15 protein-coding genes and 1 pseudogene are annotated in these 16,934 nt (G+C 46.3%); 10 read left to right on the forward strand and 6 right to left on the reverse strand.

The window, feature by feature from the left end:
• The first annotated feature begins 5 nt into the window (after nucleotides 1-5).
• The 7 genes and pseudogenes from sufD to O3C58_00625 all read left to right on the forward strand — a co-directional run bounded on the left by sufD (nucleotide 6) and on the right by O3C58_00625 (nucleotide 5,997).
• Nucleotides 6-1,322: a Fe-S cluster assembly protein SufD gene (gene sufD / locus O3C58_00595; protein ID MDA0690361.1), complete on the forward strand. Its 1,317-nt coding sequence runs from the start codon at nucleotides 6-8 to the stop codon at nucleotides 1,320-1,322.
• 1 nt (nucleotide 1,323) lies between these two features.
• A complete protein-coding gene (locus O3C58_00600) occupies nucleotides 1,324-2,571 on the forward strand; it encodes a cysteine desulfurase (protein MDA0690362.1) in 1,248 nt (415 codons plus the stop codon).
• 27 nt (nucleotides 2,572-2,598) lie between these two features.
• The gene (locus tag O3C58_00605) at nucleotides 2,599-3,057 is read left to right on the forward strand and encodes an SUF system NifU family Fe-S cluster assembly protein (protein MDA0690363.1); all 459 of its coding nucleotides are present in this window, start codon (nucleotides 2,599-2,601) and stop codon (nucleotides 3,055-3,057) included.
• Nucleotides 3,058-3,109: 52 nt separating this feature from the next.
• Complete coding sequence (gene amrS, locus O3C58_00610; GenBank protein ID MDA0690364.1) at nucleotides 3,110-4,159, forward strand: AmmeMemoRadiSam system radical SAM enzyme; 1,050 nt, start codon at nucleotides 3,110-3,112, stop codon at nucleotides 4,157-4,159.
• 219 nt (nucleotides 4,160-4,378) lie between these two features.
• Nucleotides 4,379-4,624: pseudogene (locus O3C58_00615) on the forward strand (GFA family protein).
• 200 nt (nucleotides 4,625-4,824) lie between these two features.
• Nucleotides 4,825-5,424, forward strand: a complete 600-nt coding sequence (locus O3C58_00620) for a hypothetical protein (GenBank protein ID MDA0690365.1) — start codon at nucleotides 4,825-4,827, stop codon at nucleotides 5,422-5,424.
• Between the two features lie 102 nt (nucleotides 5,425-5,526).
• Nucleotides 5,527-5,997 carry a flavin reductase family protein gene (locus O3C58_00625; GenBank protein ID MDA0690366.1) on the forward strand — a complete coding sequence of 157 codons (471 nt, stop codon included), beginning with the start codon at nucleotides 5,527-5,529 and terminating at the stop codon, nucleotides 5,995-5,997.
• Between the two features lie 7 nt (nucleotides 5,998-6,004).
• Here the strand turns inward: O3C58_00625 and O3C58_00630 are convergent, their stop codons facing one another.
• Both O3C58_00630 and O3C58_00635 read right to left on the reverse strand, forming a co-directional pair.
• A complete protein-coding gene (locus O3C58_00630; protein MDA0690367.1) occupies nucleotides 6,005-6,271 on the reverse strand; it encodes a hypothetical protein in 267 nt (88 codons plus the stop codon).
• Nucleotides 6,272-6,274: 3 nt separating this feature from the next.
• Nucleotides 6,275-8,842, reverse strand: a complete 2,568-nt coding sequence (locus O3C58_00635) for an SUMF1/EgtB/PvdO family nonheme iron enzyme (protein ID MDA0690368.1) — start codon at nucleotides 8,840-8,842, stop codon at nucleotides 6,275-6,277.
• 604 nt (nucleotides 8,843-9,446) lie between these two features.
• Between O3C58_00635 and O3C58_00640 the strand changes: the two genes are divergently transcribed.
• Nucleotides 9,447-9,986 carry a hypothetical protein gene (locus O3C58_00640; GenBank protein ID MDA0690369.1) on the forward strand — a complete coding sequence of 180 codons (540 nt, stop codon included), beginning with the start codon at nucleotides 9,447-9,449 and terminating at the stop codon, nucleotides 9,984-9,986.
• A gap of 381 nt (nucleotides 9,987-10,367) precedes the next feature.
• Here O3C58_00640 and O3C58_00645 read toward each other — a convergent pair whose 3' ends face one another.
• The 4 genes from O3C58_00645 to O3C58_00660 form a co-directional block, all read right to left on the reverse strand.
• Entirely contained in the window at nucleotides 10,368-10,673 is a 306-nt protein-coding gene (locus O3C58_00645; protein ID MDA0690370.1) for a hypothetical protein, read from the reverse strand.
• A 75-nt stretch (nucleotides 10,674-10,748) separates the two neighbouring features.
• Nucleotides 10,749-11,024, reverse strand: a complete 276-nt coding sequence (locus tag O3C58_00650) for a hypothetical protein (protein MDA0690371.1) — start codon at nucleotides 11,022-11,024, stop codon at nucleotides 10,749-10,751.
• 215 nt (nucleotides 11,025-11,239) lie between these two features.
• Complete coding sequence (locus O3C58_00655) at nucleotides 11,240-12,691, reverse strand: SH3 domain-containing protein (protein ID MDA0690372.1); 1,452 nt, start codon at nucleotides 12,689-12,691, stop codon at nucleotides 11,240-11,242.
• 151 nt (nucleotides 12,692-12,842) lie between these two features.
• A complete protein-coding gene (locus tag O3C58_00660) occupies nucleotides 12,843-14,231 on the reverse strand; it encodes a tetratricopeptide repeat protein (GenBank protein ID MDA0690373.1) in 1,389 nt (462 codons plus the stop codon).
• A 554-nt stretch (nucleotides 14,232-14,785) separates the two neighbouring features.
• Here O3C58_00660 and O3C58_00665 point away from each other — a divergent pair.
• Nucleotides 14,786-16,180 (forward strand): sigma-54 dependent transcriptional regulator, encoded by a 1,395-nt coding sequence (locus O3C58_00665; protein MDA0690374.1) that lies wholly within the window; start codon nucleotides 14,786-14,788, stop codon nucleotides 16,178-16,180.
• A gap of 384 nt (nucleotides 16,181-16,564) precedes the next feature.
• Nucleotides 16,565-16,774 carry a hypothetical protein gene (locus tag O3C58_00670; GenBank protein ID MDA0690375.1) on the forward strand — a complete coding sequence of 70 codons (210 nt, stop codon included), beginning with the start codon at nucleotides 16,565-16,567 and terminating at the stop codon, nucleotides 16,772-16,774.
• Nucleotides 16,775-16,934 lie beyond the last annotated feature (160 nt).

The raw sequence follows: 16,934 nt of genomic DNA on the forward strand, positions 1-16,934 counted from the left end.
CGGCTATGACCACGACCCTTGCCGAATCCAAAGATCAGGCTGAATCGGCTCTTCTGGACCAGCACAAAAAATTCTTAAGCGAAACCAAACCCCTGCAAGCTTTTTTGCCCATCAATGAATCCGCTATAAAGCGCTTTGAGCTCCTCAAGTTTCCGCACCGAAAACACGAAATGTACACTTTCGTGAATACGAAAGAGCTGGTTTCTACTTCGTGTTCCTTGGTATCGGTCGGTTCCGTTTCTGCGGATATTATCAAGCGACATATTTATCCGGGATGTGAAAACAGCCATCTCGTCATCGTTGACGGCGCTTACAAGGAAAATCTTTCCGATTGCTCGGCGATCAGTTCTTCAATAAATATCATTCCGCTTGCTGAAGCGTTGTCCGAGCCAGAATTGAAAAACTATTTGGCGGATACGGTTGAAGAAGAGAATGACGTCTTCGCCTGTATCAACAGCGCTTTTTTGTCTCAGGGACTGTTGATCGACCTTCCTAAAAAAGCGCAAGTTCCAGCCCCCCTGCAAATTTTATATGTTTCTTCCGGTTCCCCTGCACAGCCCGTCACGTCTCATCCGCGTGTCATTGTCCGACTGGGGGCGATGGCGGAATTGAAGTTGATCGTTAAATACGTTGGCGTACAGGGAAATTATTTCGTCAACAGCGTTCAGGATTTTTTGATAGGCGAAGACGCGGGCATGACTTTTACCCAAGTCCAGGAAGATGCGACCGATGCCTGGCACTGTTCAAAGACCCGGGTGGCTCTCGAGCGCAACAGCCGCTTTTTTGCCAGCAACGCTTCCTACGGGAGCAAACTGACTCGTCATCATTATGATGTTCGTCTCAAGAACGAGGGAGCGGAATTGCGGTTGAACGGTGTGAGTGTTTTAACCGGTGAAGAGCAGGTTCACAATTTTATCCGCATCCACCATGAAGCGCCGCATTGCACCAGCAGTCAGAAATTTAAAAACATCATCAATGACAAAGGCCGGTCCAGTTTCGATGGAACCGTCATTGTCAATCAAGGGGCGCAGTTGACGAATGCGGATCAGCTCATCAATAATCTGATGCTTTCCGACAACGCCCATGCGGACAATAAACCCAATCTTATGATATTTGCCGATGACGTCAAATGCGCGCATGGAGCGACGATTGGGCAGATCGATGAAGATCAGATGTTTTATTTAAAAACCCGAGGGCTTTCGCAAAAGGTGGCCAAGGAACTTTTGACTCGAAGTTTTGCCCAGAGCATCATTCAGACCATCGAGTTTCCCGCTGTTGTGAAAGATCTTGAAAATAATTTTTTGAAAAAACTGGAGGCCTGAAATGCGGGATTCTGTTTTGGCAGACAAACCCTCCATTGATGTTGAAAAGATACGGAAAGAGTTTCCGATTTTATCTCAAAAGATCAATGGCAAACCGCTTATCTATCTCGACAACGGCGCCACCACGCACAAACCTCAATGTGTGATCGAGCGGGTGCGAAAATTCGATTCTGAAGAATATGGAACCGTGCGCCGGGGCTCCTATAAATTGAGTGAAAACGCGACCCGGCTTTATGAAGAGGCCCGGCAAAAAGTAGCCGATTTTTTTGGCACACCCGATCGCAAGGAGATCGTTTTCACCAGCGGAACCACTCAGGCGATCAATCTGGTGGCTTATAGTTTTGGCAGAAAATTTGTCCAGGCCGGCGACGAGATCATCATATCCAATATCGAACACCACGCCAACATTGTTCCCTGGCAGGTGTTGTGCGAGGAAAAAGGGGCGACGCTCAGGGTCATTCCCGTCAGCGACAACGGCGAACTGGTAATGAGCGAGTATGAGAAACTATTGAACAAGAAAACCAGACTGGTGGCGGTGAACCACGTTTCCAACGCCCTGGGAACGATCAACCCGGTCAAGGAAATCATCGAAAAAGCGCATGCGGTGGGAGCCAAAGTCCTCATTGACGGGGCGCAAAGTTCTCCGCATATGACGATCGATGTGAAAGATCTGGACTGCGATTTCTACACCTTCTCCGGGCACAAGATGTATGCTCCGAGCGGCGTCGGCGGGTTGTACGGAAAAATGGAACTGTGGGAATCGATGGGGCCCTATGTGACCGGCGGCGATATGATCCTGCAAGTCACTTTGGAGAAGACCACGTATGCCAGGCCGCCCGCCAGGTTTGAAGCCGGGACGCCGCCCATCACTCAGGTTGTTGGTCTCGGAACCGCCATTGATTTCATTACCGGAATCGGCATGGAAAATATTTTTGAATACGAAAAAAGCCTGCTGGATTACGGGACCCGTTTGCTACAGGAAATCGACGGATTGACGATCATCGGCAACGCCCGCGAGAAGGCGAGTATCATTTCCTTTGTTCTGGATGCCGCTCATCCGCACGATGTGGGAACCATGCTCGATCAGGATGGCATTGCGGTCCGGGGCGGGCACCATTGCGCCCAGCCGACCATGATCCGCTTTGGCGTGCCGGCGACGACGCGGGCTTCCATGTCGTTTTACAACAAATTCGAAGAACTGGACGCATTGGCGGAAAGTATTCAAAAAGTCATCAAATTGTTTTCGTGACCGTTCCTTGAAAGGAAAAGTTTTTTAATGTCGTACGACAACGAGTTATACCAGCAGGTCATTCTGGACCACAATCGCAAACCCAGAAATTTTCATGAACTTGAAAATGCGACGCATAGCTGCCACGGGGTGAACCCCTTATGCGGCGATGATATGACCGTTTACCTGGATGTGGATGAAGAACATGGCGTGTTGCGGGATATCAGCTTCATGGGAACCGGATGTGCCATCTCCAAAGCCAGTTCATCATTAATGACTGCTTATCTGAAGGGGAAATCCCTGGAGGAGGTTCGGGTCATTTTCCAGGAGTTTCATAAAATGGTGTTAGGGGAAATGGACCCGGAAAAGCAAGAACATCATCTTGGTAAATTAAAGCTGTTCCGGGGAATCCGCGAATACCCTTCCAGAACCAAATGCGCGAGCCTGGCATGGCACACGATGATCGGCGCCCTGGATAAAAAGTCCGAAGGCATCAGCACGGAATAAATCTTGGCCAAAGAGGGTCTTCCTTAAAGAACCTTCAAAACAGGACCGGATCATGGCCACCAAAACCGTTCAAAACGAACTTGACAGATCGACTCGTCCGGGGGAGCTGGTACAAAAACTTCCCGGTGGTGTTTTGATCTGCACTGCCTGCGGCCACTTGTGTAAATTACGTCCCGGTCAGAGAGGCATCTGCAAAGTTCGGTTCAATGAAGCAGGTGTCCTCCGCGTTCCCTTTAATTACGCGGCGGGGGTGCATAACGACCCCATCGAGAAAAAACCGTTTTTCCACGTTCTTCCCGGCAGTTCGGCCATGAGTTTCGGAATGCTGGGATGCGATTTTCACTGTTCTTATTGTCAGAACTGGTTCACTTCGCAAGCTCTGAGGGACGATGCCTCGACTCTGAATTTTTCCTCAATCACTGCCGCCGAAATCTGTGATCTGGCGGAACAGCGGGGTTCCAAAAGCGTCATTTCCACCTACAACGAACCGTTGATCACCAGCGAATGGGCGGTCGAGGTGTTCCGCGCGGCCAAAGAGCGCGGTTTGCGAACAGGCTACGTTTCCAACGGGCATGGAACGCCGGAAGTTCTGGAGTATCTGCAACCCTGGCTTGATCTGTTCAAAATCGACCTGAAATCCTTTTCCGCTAAAAACTACCGGCGCTTGGGCGGCAATCTGGATGCAGCTCTGGAAACCATCCGCCAGGTTCATGCGATGGGTTTCTGGACGGAAATCGTGACTCTGGTTGTTCCCGACTATAACGATTCGGATGAAGAGTTGACCCAAATGGCCGAATTCATTGCAGGGGTATCGGTGGATATTCCCTGGCATGTGACGGGGTTTTATCCGACTTATAAGATGACCGACCGGGAATCGACTCCGGCGGCAACCCTGCTCAGGGCGAGACAACGTGGCATAGAAGCCGGCCTGAAGTTTGTTTATTCCGGCAACCGCACCGGTCAGGTGGAAAACACAGAGAGTACCTTTTGCCCGAAATGTAGCGAAGTGGTCATCGAGCGGTGGGGGTTTCAGGTTGTTGCCAATCGGCTGGTATCTGGAGATTGCCCAAAATGTCTTGAACCAATTCCTGGGAAATGGTAGTTAAACCGCGGGTTCTTGGCGATATTTAAGGAGAATCCCTATTGTTTAAAGGGAGCTGTTTTTGTGGCGATGTGAAGTATGAGGTCAAGGGCGAACCCATTATCGTTGCTCACTGTCATTGTGGGGATTGCCAAAAGAGAAGTGGGGCAGGACATTCCACGGGTGTGATGTTTTTGGAGAAAAGTTTTTCAGTAAAAGGCAGACTATTCTAAATTTACCCATGTAGCTGAAAGTGGTAAAAAGACCACTCATTTCTTTTGCACTAAATGTGGGAGCCCACTATTTGGGAAGAATTCAGAAATGGTGGGAGTTATGACCCTATCTGCCGGAACACTGGAAGACCCGAATTCGATCAAGCCCCAGGTTGTGGTGTTTGCTAAAAATAGAAACCATTGGGATGTGATGGACAGTACGCTAGAAACTTTTGATGATATGCCTGATTGGAAGCCAGAAATCGGTGAATGAACAAATGAATTACCAAGTCTATCTGTCGGGTGCATGCGACATTTATATGAGTGCCTGAACTTCCTTTGATAATCCCTTAAAGACTACATCATTATTTTTCGAAAACCTTCAGGTTAAATGGAGCCGAGGTGAAGAAATTTCAATTTAATGGGCGAGTTGTTTTATTTTTTCTCTTGGCCTTATTATTTTCTGAGGGTCCGTTGGCAGTCCAGGCGAATCCGGGAAAAAATAAAACTCTAAAAGGCTCTTTAGAAAATGAAACCAGAGTGGATGGATTACGGTCCGCCCAATTTGGCATGAATGAAAAAAATGTCTATAAAGCAATTTATCAAGATTTTCGTATTTCCAAAAAAAATGTGGAACGTCAGGTGCATCCTCTTGAAAAAACCGTTAACCTGGGTATCACCGTACAGGACCTTCTTTCACAAAGTGGACCAAGCAAGGTTTATTATGTGTTGGGTTATAAATCCAATCGGCTGATTCAAATCAATGTTGTCTGGGGCAAGCCCGTGGTGGCACAGCCCAACGCCGATCAAGTGGTGAATCTGGCGAATCAGCTGAGGAAATATTTTTCCGAGCAGGGCTTCGTAGCAGAGGGGTTGGTGATGAACGCTCCATTGGGGAAAGACGCCATCATGGTTTTTCGCGGATCGGATAAATTGGGGAGGATGGTGCTTCTACTTCTGGATAACCCGAAGAAACCCGAGGGGCCATCCAATCAGGACATTGTTCTGAAGCTATCTTATATACAAAACCCCGGAAAACCGGACGTGTTTCAGATCAACAAGGGCGATTTTTAGATCATTTTTTCAAGACCCCGCCAGTTTATATTGATTCTTTTTTTTTGGAAAAGGGTATTTTATAATTCTTTTTTAAATATTATTGCTGTTAAGGAGAATAAATTGAAAAACAAAAGTCAGGTGGGAAAAGCCCTGGGGCGCGTTGCCAGCGGTCTGTATGTGATTACGGCGAAATGCGGGGATAAGGAAGACGCTGTCATTGCGAGTTGGGTCAACCAATGCTCCTTTGAACCTCCCGCGGTGATCATTGCGCTGGGCGTCGTTCGCTCCGCCCGCCTGTTGGTGGAGGGATCGAATGCTTTTATAGTCAATGTTCTGGGTAAGGAATCCAATGGCCTTTTAAAACATTTCAGCAAACCCCCCAAGGAAGATATGTTCAAGGGAGTCAAAACCACCGAAGGTTTGCAGGGAATCCGGATTTTGAACGACGCCGTTTCGTACCTGGAATGCGAAGTGGTCAATTCTGTTTTCTCAGGCGACCATGTTCTCTATATAGGGGAAATCGTCGGGGGCAAGATTTTGCAGGATGGGGAACCTTATTTTCATGTCAGGACAAACGGATTCAATTATTAGCGGTCATTTATTCCAGACCGATCATATTCAGGAAATCCGTGCGGGTGATGAGCCAGTAGGCGGCGATGCACAAAAAGGCAACAACGGAAACCGCAAACACCACCATTTTGACCAGGCGCTTCGGATCGGTTTGGTAATATTCTTTGACATCGTCAGCTAAACTTTCCATCATGCCTTCATCGGGGTGCTTTTTGTAGGTCTTATCGATGGCGTCTCTTCCATAAATGATTCCGAAGATGACGGCAATGATAAGTATTTCTATGGCGCCAATCACAATTTATAGACCTTTCAGGTGAATTGGATTAAAAGGTTGTTTTTCATTGAAAGGGTTTTCCGGTAATCGAACCTTCTTTTTGGAAGACTCCCTTTGGTTGACGCTTTTGGCACAGCGAAACCCGTAATCATCCATTCGGGTCCCCGGGGAACTGTTATTTCGGAAAGAGGAATAAATAAACCCTCCCAGATCCCGCCAGGAGCCGCCCCTTAAGACCTTGAATTCCCCGCCAATGGGCCCTCTGGGATTACTGTATTCAGATGATTCCGCATAATACTCTCGATCAAACCAGTCGTCCACCCATTCTTTTACATTTCCGGCCATATTATGTAGTCCGAAAGGGCTCTTTCCTTCCGGCAAAGCATCTACGGAAACCATCACTTTATGTTTTATTACATCCGTCCATGTTTGGAGAAAACGGGCGCGTTCCGGTGTCGGGCGGGAGTCCCCCCAGGGAAGTATGCGTTTGTCCGTGCCTCGCGCCGCTTTTTCCCATTCCGCTTCTGTCGGCAGACGTTTCTCTTTCCATTGGCAGTAGGCGACCGCTCCTTTCCAGTTCACGTTGTTGATGGGCAGAGATTCCAAACCGGGCCTTGGCTGGAAGCGTCCGTCGAAAAACAGCGTGCCGTATTTGTTGTCGAGGTAATAGCCTTTTACATTATTGACGGTGTTCAAAAATTCGGCATATTCCCGGGCGGAAACTTCATGACGGTCCATGAAAAACGGGTCCACAAATACCTCATGCTCTGGTTTTTCATCGAGTCCGTTTTGATTGGCACCCATTGTAAAAAACCCACCGGGAATCAGCGCCATGTTTTCGGGAGCCATTTTTTCTTCTGGAGATGGGGTTGCCGTGACTGTGTTGACTGGGAAAACAGCCTTTTTAAAAGTCAGGCTTTGCAATAGAGTGCGGGCTTCATCTGCAAATTGATCGGAGGCGTATTTCTCCAGATAACGCTCAAGTATCAGTCTGGCGGCCTCTTTTTGTCCAGATTCAAAAAATATCCATCCGACAAAAAATTCCAGTTCCGGACGGTCGGGAAATTGATGGGCCGCCTCGTTAATATCGCCCACCATGCCATTTACCACGCTGGGATCCTTCACGGCAAGGGCTTTCAGATACCATTTTCTGGCCTCGGAAAATGTCTGGTTCAATAAGGCATAAAAACCCAGATTCATTTGCGCCAGCGTGATTAGATTTTCCGGTCCCCGGCCTTCCTTGAGGCCGCGCCGGGTCCAGGCGATGGCCAGATCAATTTCATTTTTTCTGTAATGGGTCCACCCTAGCTGGATATAGGCTTTGAGCAAATCGGGATGATGTTCGATGAGGTAGCGATAAAGCTCGCTGGCCTTGTCGAAATCCCCCATCCGGTAAAAGGTTTCAGCCAGAGGTTCCAACACCTCCACCTTGCCGGGATACTTGGCTCGCATATCATTGAACGTCTGCAAGGCCAATTCGTGTTGACCCATGCGCAAATATACCGTGCCGATGGTTGTCTGGGTCTGAAAATTCATGGGGTCCATTTGCGCCAGTTTCTCTAAATGTAACAGAGCGCCGAAGTATTGTCCTTTTTCTAAGAATAGTTTCGATAAATTTTGATGGCCCGGTGTGAATGACGGGTCGATCTGGACGGCTTGTAAAAATGTTTCGATGGCTTTGTCCGCTTGACCGGATTGATCATAAGCCAGTCCCAGATTGTACAGGGTCGATAAATTTCGGGGGTCGGCTTGCAAAGCCAGTTGGTAATGGTGGATGGCTTTTCCAATTTGCTGTGTTTCGGAATAGATATTGGCCAGGTTGTTATGCGCTTCAATCGACCGGGGATTGATTTTCGCCGACAGGTCCAGATAAAAAATAGCTTTTTCAGGTTGTTTGCCTTTGTAATAAACCATTCCGACGTTGGAAAAATATGCCCCCAGGGTGGCCTTCTTTCCAAGATTTCCCATGAAAAACGTTTCTGTGGCATTGGCAGGTGCTCCAAATCGCTGGCGGTAAAAACTATCAGGGTAAGTTGCGCCCTGTTCCGTCGCTTCAATATTGATACGCGAGTTCCCGGAAACGTAGCGAACAAAAAAGTGATTGGGTAAAGGGACCCCAAAAAGAGGCAGATTCAGACGGTCGCCAATAATGAGATACAGGAGGGAGAGGTTCATGCAATAGCCTCGTCGGCTTTTGAGCATTCCGTGCAGAAAAAGCTCGGCGGGGTTCAGCGGGATTCCCTGGGCATCGACCTGTTCGGTGTAACGGTAGCCGCCTTCCTGATGAATGGCTTTTCTAAGCGCTGAGACAATTTCCTCAGGAGAGGATGATTCCTTCAATTTATCACGAACCGATTGGGTCAGCCGGTCCAACTCCTTACGTAACGGAGCCAGGTCGAGCGTGGAATCGCGATCCCTGGAAATGAGGAGAAAGGTTTCCGCCAGATCTATCTGACTTTCGTTCAGGGTTAAAACGGAGACCAGCTGATTTTCAACTGACGCTGATTCGCTGGCGGTGGCCGAAAAGGACCCACGTCCCAAGGTCAGGATCAGAAGGAGACACAAGATCAATGTTGTTCGTTTGATGACCATAACCGGTTGGGGAATTTTCCTGGAATGATTTTTTTCATTTATTATATCAAATGAAAATTGCGGAAGGGGAATGGTTCACAAAGTTTTTTTTGGGTCAATTTTTTGCGAACTCAGATCAAATCATTGGTTTCTATCGAGAAGGATATTCTGGGGGAAAATCGAGATTTTTAATTTCAATTTGAGCCGATCGGAGCGCGCGGCCTGAGTGTGATCTCCCATATTTTGATCGGATTATCGGAACTTGGGCGTGGATAAAGCGGACTATTGAGGGTGATTTCATCTGCTCACGCGGCTACATTTTGGCCCATTTTAGAGATTATTTTATGTTTTGCTTGAACCTCTTGTTGGACGCATATGCTCACAAAAAATCCGCTCATTTGGGTGTATTTAAGCTGATTTTGCCCCATAAACTAGTATATCCGATTGTTAAATTCGCATAATCATGACTTATTTATAGTATTGTAACTATTTATATTTTTATTTATAACTATTTATTATTGCTGTTACCGGCTCTATTTTTAATGGAAGTATTTGAAAAGTATGAAATTACTGGTATCCTGTTAATTGTGCATTGCGATTCCTTTCCAACTTTTTGGAGGTTGTCATGCCTGTCCAGTTCACGCACCTTGATACCGGTAAGATTGATACGACGGAGTCTTTTTTTTCAGACCAATTTCTGAGGAGCAGAATCAATAGCTGGAAAGAATCCAATGAAGGTTTCGACCTCATTTTTGATGAAGGCCGGGATGAGCAATGGAGGGAGCAAAACTGGAAAGCGGTTAAGGCTAATGAAATGAAATACGATGAGGATGTGAACCATTACATCACTCTCACGCTGGCGGATTTGGCCAACCCAAAATCCCAGGCGCTTGCCAACCAATACACAATCGGCATCGATGCCGATGCAGGGCAAATCGCCGCCTCCCTCGAAGAAAAATTCAAGAAGTACTTCCTATTTAAAGTAAATGCAGATTTCCTTCTTTTTAACCTTGGGTTGTTCAACCCCAATTCCAATCTCCTGGGGGAGACTTATTTTGATAAAGGCGAAAGCTATTATTTCTGCGCCGCCAGCAGTTTGAAGGAAATGAGGGGCGGGCGGTCTGATATGTCTGACGTGTTGGAGAAATTATCTATCCAATTTTGAAAATATGTGGAAATCCTGAGATTCATGAAAAACTCTGCAGATAACTTCCTGAGCTTCAATTGCAAATTTTCAAAACGTGAGATGGCTAATTTGGAAGAAACCTTGAGCTTGGAGGTGCGGAAAAGGAAGGATTCCGGTTCGGAGTAATATTGCGAGACTCATTTAATCTTCCAATTTACATAAACTTTAGAGCGATGACGTGATGGGTGGTCTCAAGGTAACCTCCTTGAAGATTCCAGATGGCCTCTTTAATGGAGCGTGAGAAACAAATCCCCCCTTTTTTTTAAGGGGGGATTTTATTGAAAACCAGTTTTTCCCAAGAACCCACCGCATCGACTCCTGGTCATTTTTTATCAAAACCCCACTTACGCAAAGCCCCACTCAACGAAGCCCTGGCTCCTTTTTCTCCCAGCCCTTCAGTTTCATACAGCCCAGATAACCCACATCCTGGCCTTTGAATCCAAATTCCCGGCCTTGAATCTTGTTGCTGTGTTTGTTTTTTTCCGCCTCGCAAGCCTTCGAGTCCTGGCTAAATATTGCCTCGGTTTTGCCAGGGCCGACGAAGGTAAAATCCTCAAAACGGTGGGCTTCGCCACATCCGGTCAGGATCCAGGTCACTAAAACAAAAAAAGATATTTTTATCGCATTGCCCAAAGATATGGAATTTAGAGGCGGATTTTTAAGCATGAAGTATCGCTTTAAAATAAATTCTATAAATAAACTAATATTGATTAGATAGGTATTCTTATTTAATGTTTTGCTTTAAGTTATTTGCCGGCGAAAAGTTCCCTTCATCAACCTAAAAGCCAGCGACTTTTTCTCATGCTCCATGGGGACGCCGATCAAAAATCCGCATTTGGGACAGACCAAAGGCGGCAATTCCGACTTGCTGGTGACCTGTTTTAATTGTAGCAGAGATGGCGGTCCCTGAATGCGGTCGATGATCAGGCGGATGAGAGCCCCGGACCCCTGTTTGCGATATTGGACGATGGACGCATCGCATTGGGTGCAGGTCAGGGATAATATTTTTGTCGCCATATGACCCCTATCATAACCTGTTTCAGGTAGAGGGATGCCAGCTAGAAACTGAGGGCCACTCCCACAACAGAAATGAGAAAAATAACGATTCGATGGTTTTTGAATTATGAAAAGGTAATCTAGATTAAAGATTTGGGTATTATAAGGGAAGAGGGATAAAAAGTATGCGGGAGAAAACCTTGGGTGCTAGCCTTTGAAGGAAAAGGCGCTGATTTTTATTGGTTCTGTACTTCTTGCAACCGAAGGTGGCCGTTTTTATCCACAATTCTGACGGTAGCGGGCTGAGTGGTTTCTCTCACTTCCAGCCACATTTCCATTAATGCAATTAAATATTTTTCCTTATACTTTTTGGGAGCTGAAAGTAAAATGTCGGTTGCGGTTATCTGAATGACTCCTTGGTTCACATATTCGACATCATTAAAGAAATGCATTCCTTTTAGTTTTTTGATGTTGGTATTGTATTGATCAAAGGATATGCGAAACATTTTAAAAGCCTTCTGTTCAGAAGGAGCTTTGATCGATGGCGGGGGTAATATTTTTGCAACCAGCGAGGTATGAACCCAGCCTGGCCTGTCCTCCGCGCCATATTCCAGAACCTGGAGCCAATTCTCGGAACGGCTCAACTGAGTCAATCGTTGGCCCTTTTTTAGTTTCCTGATTGTATGAGACGTGAGTGAGGGATCTTTCCGTAAATTGAGAAACTGGCCCCTGACATAAATTACCGGAAAATCTCCACTGGGTTTATTTATAGAGGGCTCCGTTTTACTAACCTTCACCACTTGGGGTTGGGTGGTTTTGGGAAGCGGTTCAGTTTTTGAAGCCAGCAAGGAGTGGACCCAGCCGAGCTTGTTTTCCACGCCATCTTCCAGAACCTGAAGCCAATCGCTCGAACGGCTCCCTTGGGTCAATTGTTGTTCCGTACTTATTTTCTTAATGGTATGAGACGGGAGTGATGGATCTTTTCGTAAACTGACAAGCTGGCCCTTGGCATAGGCTGTCGAAAAATCTCCACTGGGTTTATTTATAGAGGGCTCCGTTTTACTAACTTTCACCACTTGGGGTTGGGTGGTTTTGGGAAGCGGTTCAGTTTTTGAAGCCAGCAAGGAGTGAACCCAGCCGAGCTTGTTTTCCACGCCATCTTCCAGAACCTGAAGCCAATCGCTCGAACGGCTCCCTTGGGTCAATTGTTGTTCCGTACTTATTTTCTCAATCGTATGAGACGTGAGTGATGAATCTTTATGCACATTGACAAGCTGGCTTTTGGCATAGGTTGTCGAAAAATCTCCACTGGGTTTATTTTCAGAGGGCTCCGTTTTACTAACTTTCACCACTTGGAGTTGGGTGGGTTTTGGAAGAGGATTAGTTTTTTCTACCAGCGAGGTATGAACCCAGCCTGGCCTGATCCCTGTGCCATCCGCCAGAACCTGGAGCCAATCGCCAGAACGGTTCACTTGAGTCAATCGTTGTCCTGGTTTTAATTTTTTGATCGTGTCAGACGTGAGGGAGGGGTTTTTCCGCAAATTGGCAACCTGCGCTCCAACATAGATTGTCGAAAAATATTCCTCGGACTTTTTTACGGGAGGCTCCGTTTTAATAATTTGCACCACGGGAGGGGATTCTGAAGTGAGAGGAACAACGGCAAGATCATCACTCAGAAACCATGCCACTAACACCAGGAAAGCTAAAACGGGAAGAATCCAAATCAGGAGCGCTGTTATTTTTTTAACAGGGGACTTACACCAGTGACATCGCTTGGCTTTGCTAGGAAGTTGATATCCGCATTGTGGGCACAGTTTGACTAGCATTATTTGAGGCCGTTCAAGGTTGATTAGATTTTTTGATAATGTCTGATGCCCTTTGGTAAAGAACAACGGACTCAGGTAATTTGCCTATATGGCGGTACCATTCAGCAAGTTTTTTCAAAGATTCTGCTACCTTCAGGTGAAAGGGGCCCAGGGACTTTTCCCGAATTTTCAACGCTCTTTGGTAAAGAGGCTCTATCTTCTCAAGCTTCTTATTTTGCTTATAGACCTCTGCCAGGCCATCGAGTGTCTTGACAATTTCCAGATGATTCGGTCCAAAAACTTTCTCCTTAATTTGCAGCGACTTTTGGTAATAAAACTCCGCACGGTCATAGAACCGGCTGACTCCATAGACATAACCAAGGTTATCCAGGAGGCTCACCACATCTGGATGCTCAGAGCCCAGTAATTGTTCCCGGATATCCAGCGAACGGAGATAAAATGGTTCAGCACTGGAAAAATTTCCCTGGGAGCTGAATATATCCCCCAAACTGTTGAGAACAGTAGCAACCTGAAGAGGCTCGGTACCCAGAGATTTTTCGTAAAGAGATAACGCTTGCCTGTAATAAGGTTCGGCGCTCAAGGGGTTTCCCCGTTGCATTTGAATGTCAGCAAGATGATGCAGGACAAAAGCCTTGAGAAGGGGCTGAGGGGTGGAAGAATTTTTGGCAATCTTCCACAATTGTCGGTAATAAACCTCTGCCTGAGAAAAATCTCCAGAGTCGAGGAAAGAATCCGCTACCTTGGTGACCAGGGGAGCGAGTTCGATGTGATTGGGACCCAGAGTATTTTCTTTTATATTCAGCATCTTTATCAATAAGGACCTGGCCCGCTCCTGGTTTCCTTTTCCCTGGTAAAGCTCGGATAAGCTGGTGGTCGTCTCAAAAAGATCCGGGTGTTTTGGGTCCAGGGTTTTTTCCTGTAATTCCAACAAACGAATGAGCATGGGTTCTAAGAGAACTTTTTCATCTTGAGCACGATATACTTGAGCCAATTCCTGCATTATGAGAATCAGGTCAGGATGATCGGATTTTTCATGAATCTTAAGGAGCCACTCCAGCATAGGCTGTAATTTGGCAGGATCTTTCTGGAGCCGATAAACTTCGGCTGTTTGATTAATTACGGAAACCAAGTCGGGATGATAAGGACCCAGAGCCTTCTCTTGAATTTTTATAAGTTGCAGAAGAAAAGGCTCCATCTCATCATATTCTTTCTGCGATCGATGGTATTCCACAAGACGTTCAAGAGTGGGTGATAACCGCGGGTGCGCTGAACCCAGGAGGGACTCCTGGATTTTTATGGATTGTGCGTAGAGTGGTTTGGCGGATGAAAAATCTTTCTGTGACCAATAGAATTCTGCCAGATTGTCCAGTGCCATCGCGTATTCGGGATCGTTGGGAGCCAATATTTTTTCTGCAATGTCTTTGGCGCTTTTAGCAAAATTTTCGATCGGACCGGTTTCTCCTTGTTGCTGCAGGGTGACAACGATTTCATTTAACCGTTGGAATTTTTTTATATAATTTTCTGCTATCAGAGGGAGAATAGTTTGTCTTGCCCCAAAGCGTCGAAGCAGAGAAGGTCAGCAAAAAAATGGCACTAAGCATGCTCAGGGAAATATTGCTGAGCAGAGATTTTTTTTCCATAATTCCGCCTGCTGCGCCGTTAGATGGGTTAAGAGTAAATATATAAAGGCTCTCCTAAAAGTCAACAGGAGGCAACCCACTCATTTAAGAGAAAGGGAGATTGCAATAATCAAAGATCATTAACTAGAGATTCCCTCAAAAATAGTGTAGAAATTCGAGATCACGAACTCGTCAAAATAAAGTCACGAAAGGGTCACAACTACAAAGAATTTCCAGTAGATATCAGTGCTCCGATATTTTAAAAAATAGTTTTCGAAGCCATATCTTTGGATATAATGTCCTCTTGATTTCCTCCTCCCTGTTCTTGCTGAGATGAATGAAAAATAAATTATTATTTGTGGTGGATGACGATTCCAACCTGCGGCGGATATTATCCGTTCTGCTCTCAACCCGGGGCTACCGGGTCATGGAATTTTCCAGTGGAGAAGAGTGCCTGTCCATGCTGGGAGAGAATCCCCTGGCCATTTTTATGGACTTGAGGATGCCGGGAATCGGTGGCATGGAAACCCTCAAGAAAATTAAAAAGTCCCAGGCCGATCCTGTGGTCATCATGGTGACCAGTGTGAATGAAGCGGCAACCGCCGTCGAAGCGCTGAAGGAAGGAGCCTTCGATTACCTCGTCAAGCCTTATGACGAGGCCCGCTTGGTCACCACGCTGGAAAATGCCTTGAGTAAGAACGCTCTGCTCAACAAGGTCAAGTTTTTACAGGAGGAATTGCAGGGACAACACAATTTACAGGGGTTTATCGGCAAGAGCGCTCTCATTCAAAGCGTTTTTGAGAAAATCAACAAGGTCAAGGACAATAAAGCCAGCGTCCTGATACAGGGAGAAAGTGGAACCGGAAAAGAACTGGTGGCCCGGGCGATTCATTACAACGGCTGTTTTGCCGGTGGATGTTTTGTGGATATCAATTGCGGGGCCATCCCGGAAACTCTGCAGGAAAGCGAGCTTTTTGGTCATAAGAAGGGCGCGTTCACCGGAGCGGATGAATCCCGGACCGGCAAGCTGGAACTGGCCGATGGCGGCACATTGTTTCTCGATGAAGTTGCAGAGATGAGCTTGAACACGCAAACCAAGCTGTTGCGATTTCTGCAGGAAAAGAACTTTGAACGCCTCGGTGAGAACACCAAAATTTCGGTCAATACGCGGGTGATCGCCGCCACTAACAAAAACTTGTTGAAAGCTGTGGCATCAGGGAAATTCCGCGAGGATTTATATTACCGCCTGAATGTATTTCCCATTTTCGTCCCGCCACTGCGCGAAAGAAAAGAAGATATTCCCCGGTTGTGTATTCATTTTTTGAAAAAATATGCATCGGAACTGAACAAAAATGTTACATCTATCCATCCCCAGGCGATGGAGCTATTAGTCGCCTATCCCTGGCCGGGAAATGTGCGCCAGCTGGAAAACACGATCTTTCAAGCCATGATCCAAACAGAAACCGAGGCCATTGAGGTGGATTCCCTGGAAGAGGCGATAGGCACCCAGGCGGCGAACAAGGACGGTGAGGGACGTGGGCAAAAAATCGAGAGAATCGGTTTTGACCCGGAAAGAATTCCAGAGACTATCATTCCCATGCCGGAAGTGGAAAAACGCGCGATCGCCAACGCCTTAAAAGCCACCCAGGGCAATATCCCCCTGGCGGCAAATAAACTCGCAATGAGCCGCAGTACCCTTTATAGACTGGTAAAAAAATACAGCCTCAAATAACCAGCGGTTTACCACTCCTTTACTTTTTTTTTCATTCTTTTTGACATCCCCCATTTAATCCTATTTTAAGATTCCAGGCTGAAATCTTGAGTCCCAAATTGGGATTTTTTTGCAGCTCCCTACTATATTTAATTCTCCCGGATAAATTTTATCTATTTGAAAATAAACGATTTATTTTTATATTTTGCAAATATTATTTGCCTGGCATCCGGCTTGCTAAATAGGAGGTGAGAGGACATGGAGGAGAAGATGTTCAATTGATGTTCACGTTTCGGTTTGGAGGCTTAAAGATGTTGGGAGTTTTTAAAGGTCGCTTTTATCACCAAATAATTCTCCCTGGTTGTGGCAACCAATTTTTTCTCCAGCCAGTGAAAGGAGTTCACCATGTTTGAGGAAGTCAGAATATTCGATCCTAAGGGAAGGTTGAAAAAAATAATTAAAACCAACGAATCCAGCAAGCGGTTTTGGGACAAGTTCTATGACAGTCAGGGCAAGCAGAACAGCCGCATAGAGATAAAACCGAAAAAGAGAATCAATTTTAATCTCTTTGATTACCCGGATGAACCCCGAGACTTTTGGGAAGACCACGGGTGATAGATGCCAGCAAGATGATTTTAAAAAATTTCGTGGATGGTAACCATTTTTTGAAAGAGGTGAGGAAAATGAAAAAGGTCATGTTAGGAGTTTCAGTAGTAGGAATCGCGTTGGTTCTGAGCGCTTCCGCGAGTTTTGCCAAAAAAGGGGATTATGAAGA

The organism is Nitrospinota bacterium (assembly GCA_027619975.1).
Classification (GTDB): domain Bacteria; phylum Nitrospinota; class Nitrospinia; order Nitrospinales; family VA-1; genus JADFGI01.

Bases quoted from the DNA above. Each gene is read 5' to 3' on its own strand.
- O3C58_00640 (MDA0690369.1), top strand. From the start codon at position 9,447: ATGCCTGTCCAGTTCACGCACCTTGATACCGGTAAGATTGATACGACG.
- O3C58_00665 (MDA0690374.1), top strand. From the start codon at position 14,786: ATGAAAAATAAATTATTATTTGTGGTGGATGACGATTCCAACCTGCGG.
- O3C58_00605 (MDA0690363.1), top strand. From the start codon at position 2,599: ATGTCGTACGACAACGAGTTATACCAGCAGGTCATTCTGGACCACAAT.
- O3C58_00670 (MDA0690375.1), top strand. From the start codon at position 16,565: ATGTTTGAGGAAGTCAGAATATTCGATCCTAAGGGAAGGTTGAAAAAA.
- O3C58_00635 (MDA0690368.1), bottom strand. From the start codon at position 8,842: ATGGTCATCAAACGAACAACATTGATCTTGTGTCTCCTTCTGATCCTG.
- O3C58_00645 (MDA0690370.1), bottom strand. From the start codon at position 10,673: ATGCTTAAAAATCCGCCTCTAAATTCCATATCTTTGGGCAATGCGATA.
- O3C58_00650 (MDA0690371.1), bottom strand. From the start codon at position 11,024: ATGGCGACAAAAATATTATCCCTGACCTGCACCCAATGCGATGCGTCC.
- sufD (MDA0690361.1), top strand. From the start codon at position 6: ATGACCACGACCCTTGCCGAATCCAAAGATCAGGCTGAATCGGCTCTT.
- amrS (MDA0690364.1), top strand. From the start codon at position 3,110: ATGGCCACCAAAACCGTTCAAAACGAACTTGACAGATCGACTCGTCCG.
- O3C58_00600 (MDA0690362.1), top strand. From the start codon at position 1,324: ATGCGGGATTCTGTTTTGGCAGACAAACCCTCCATTGATGTTGAAAAG.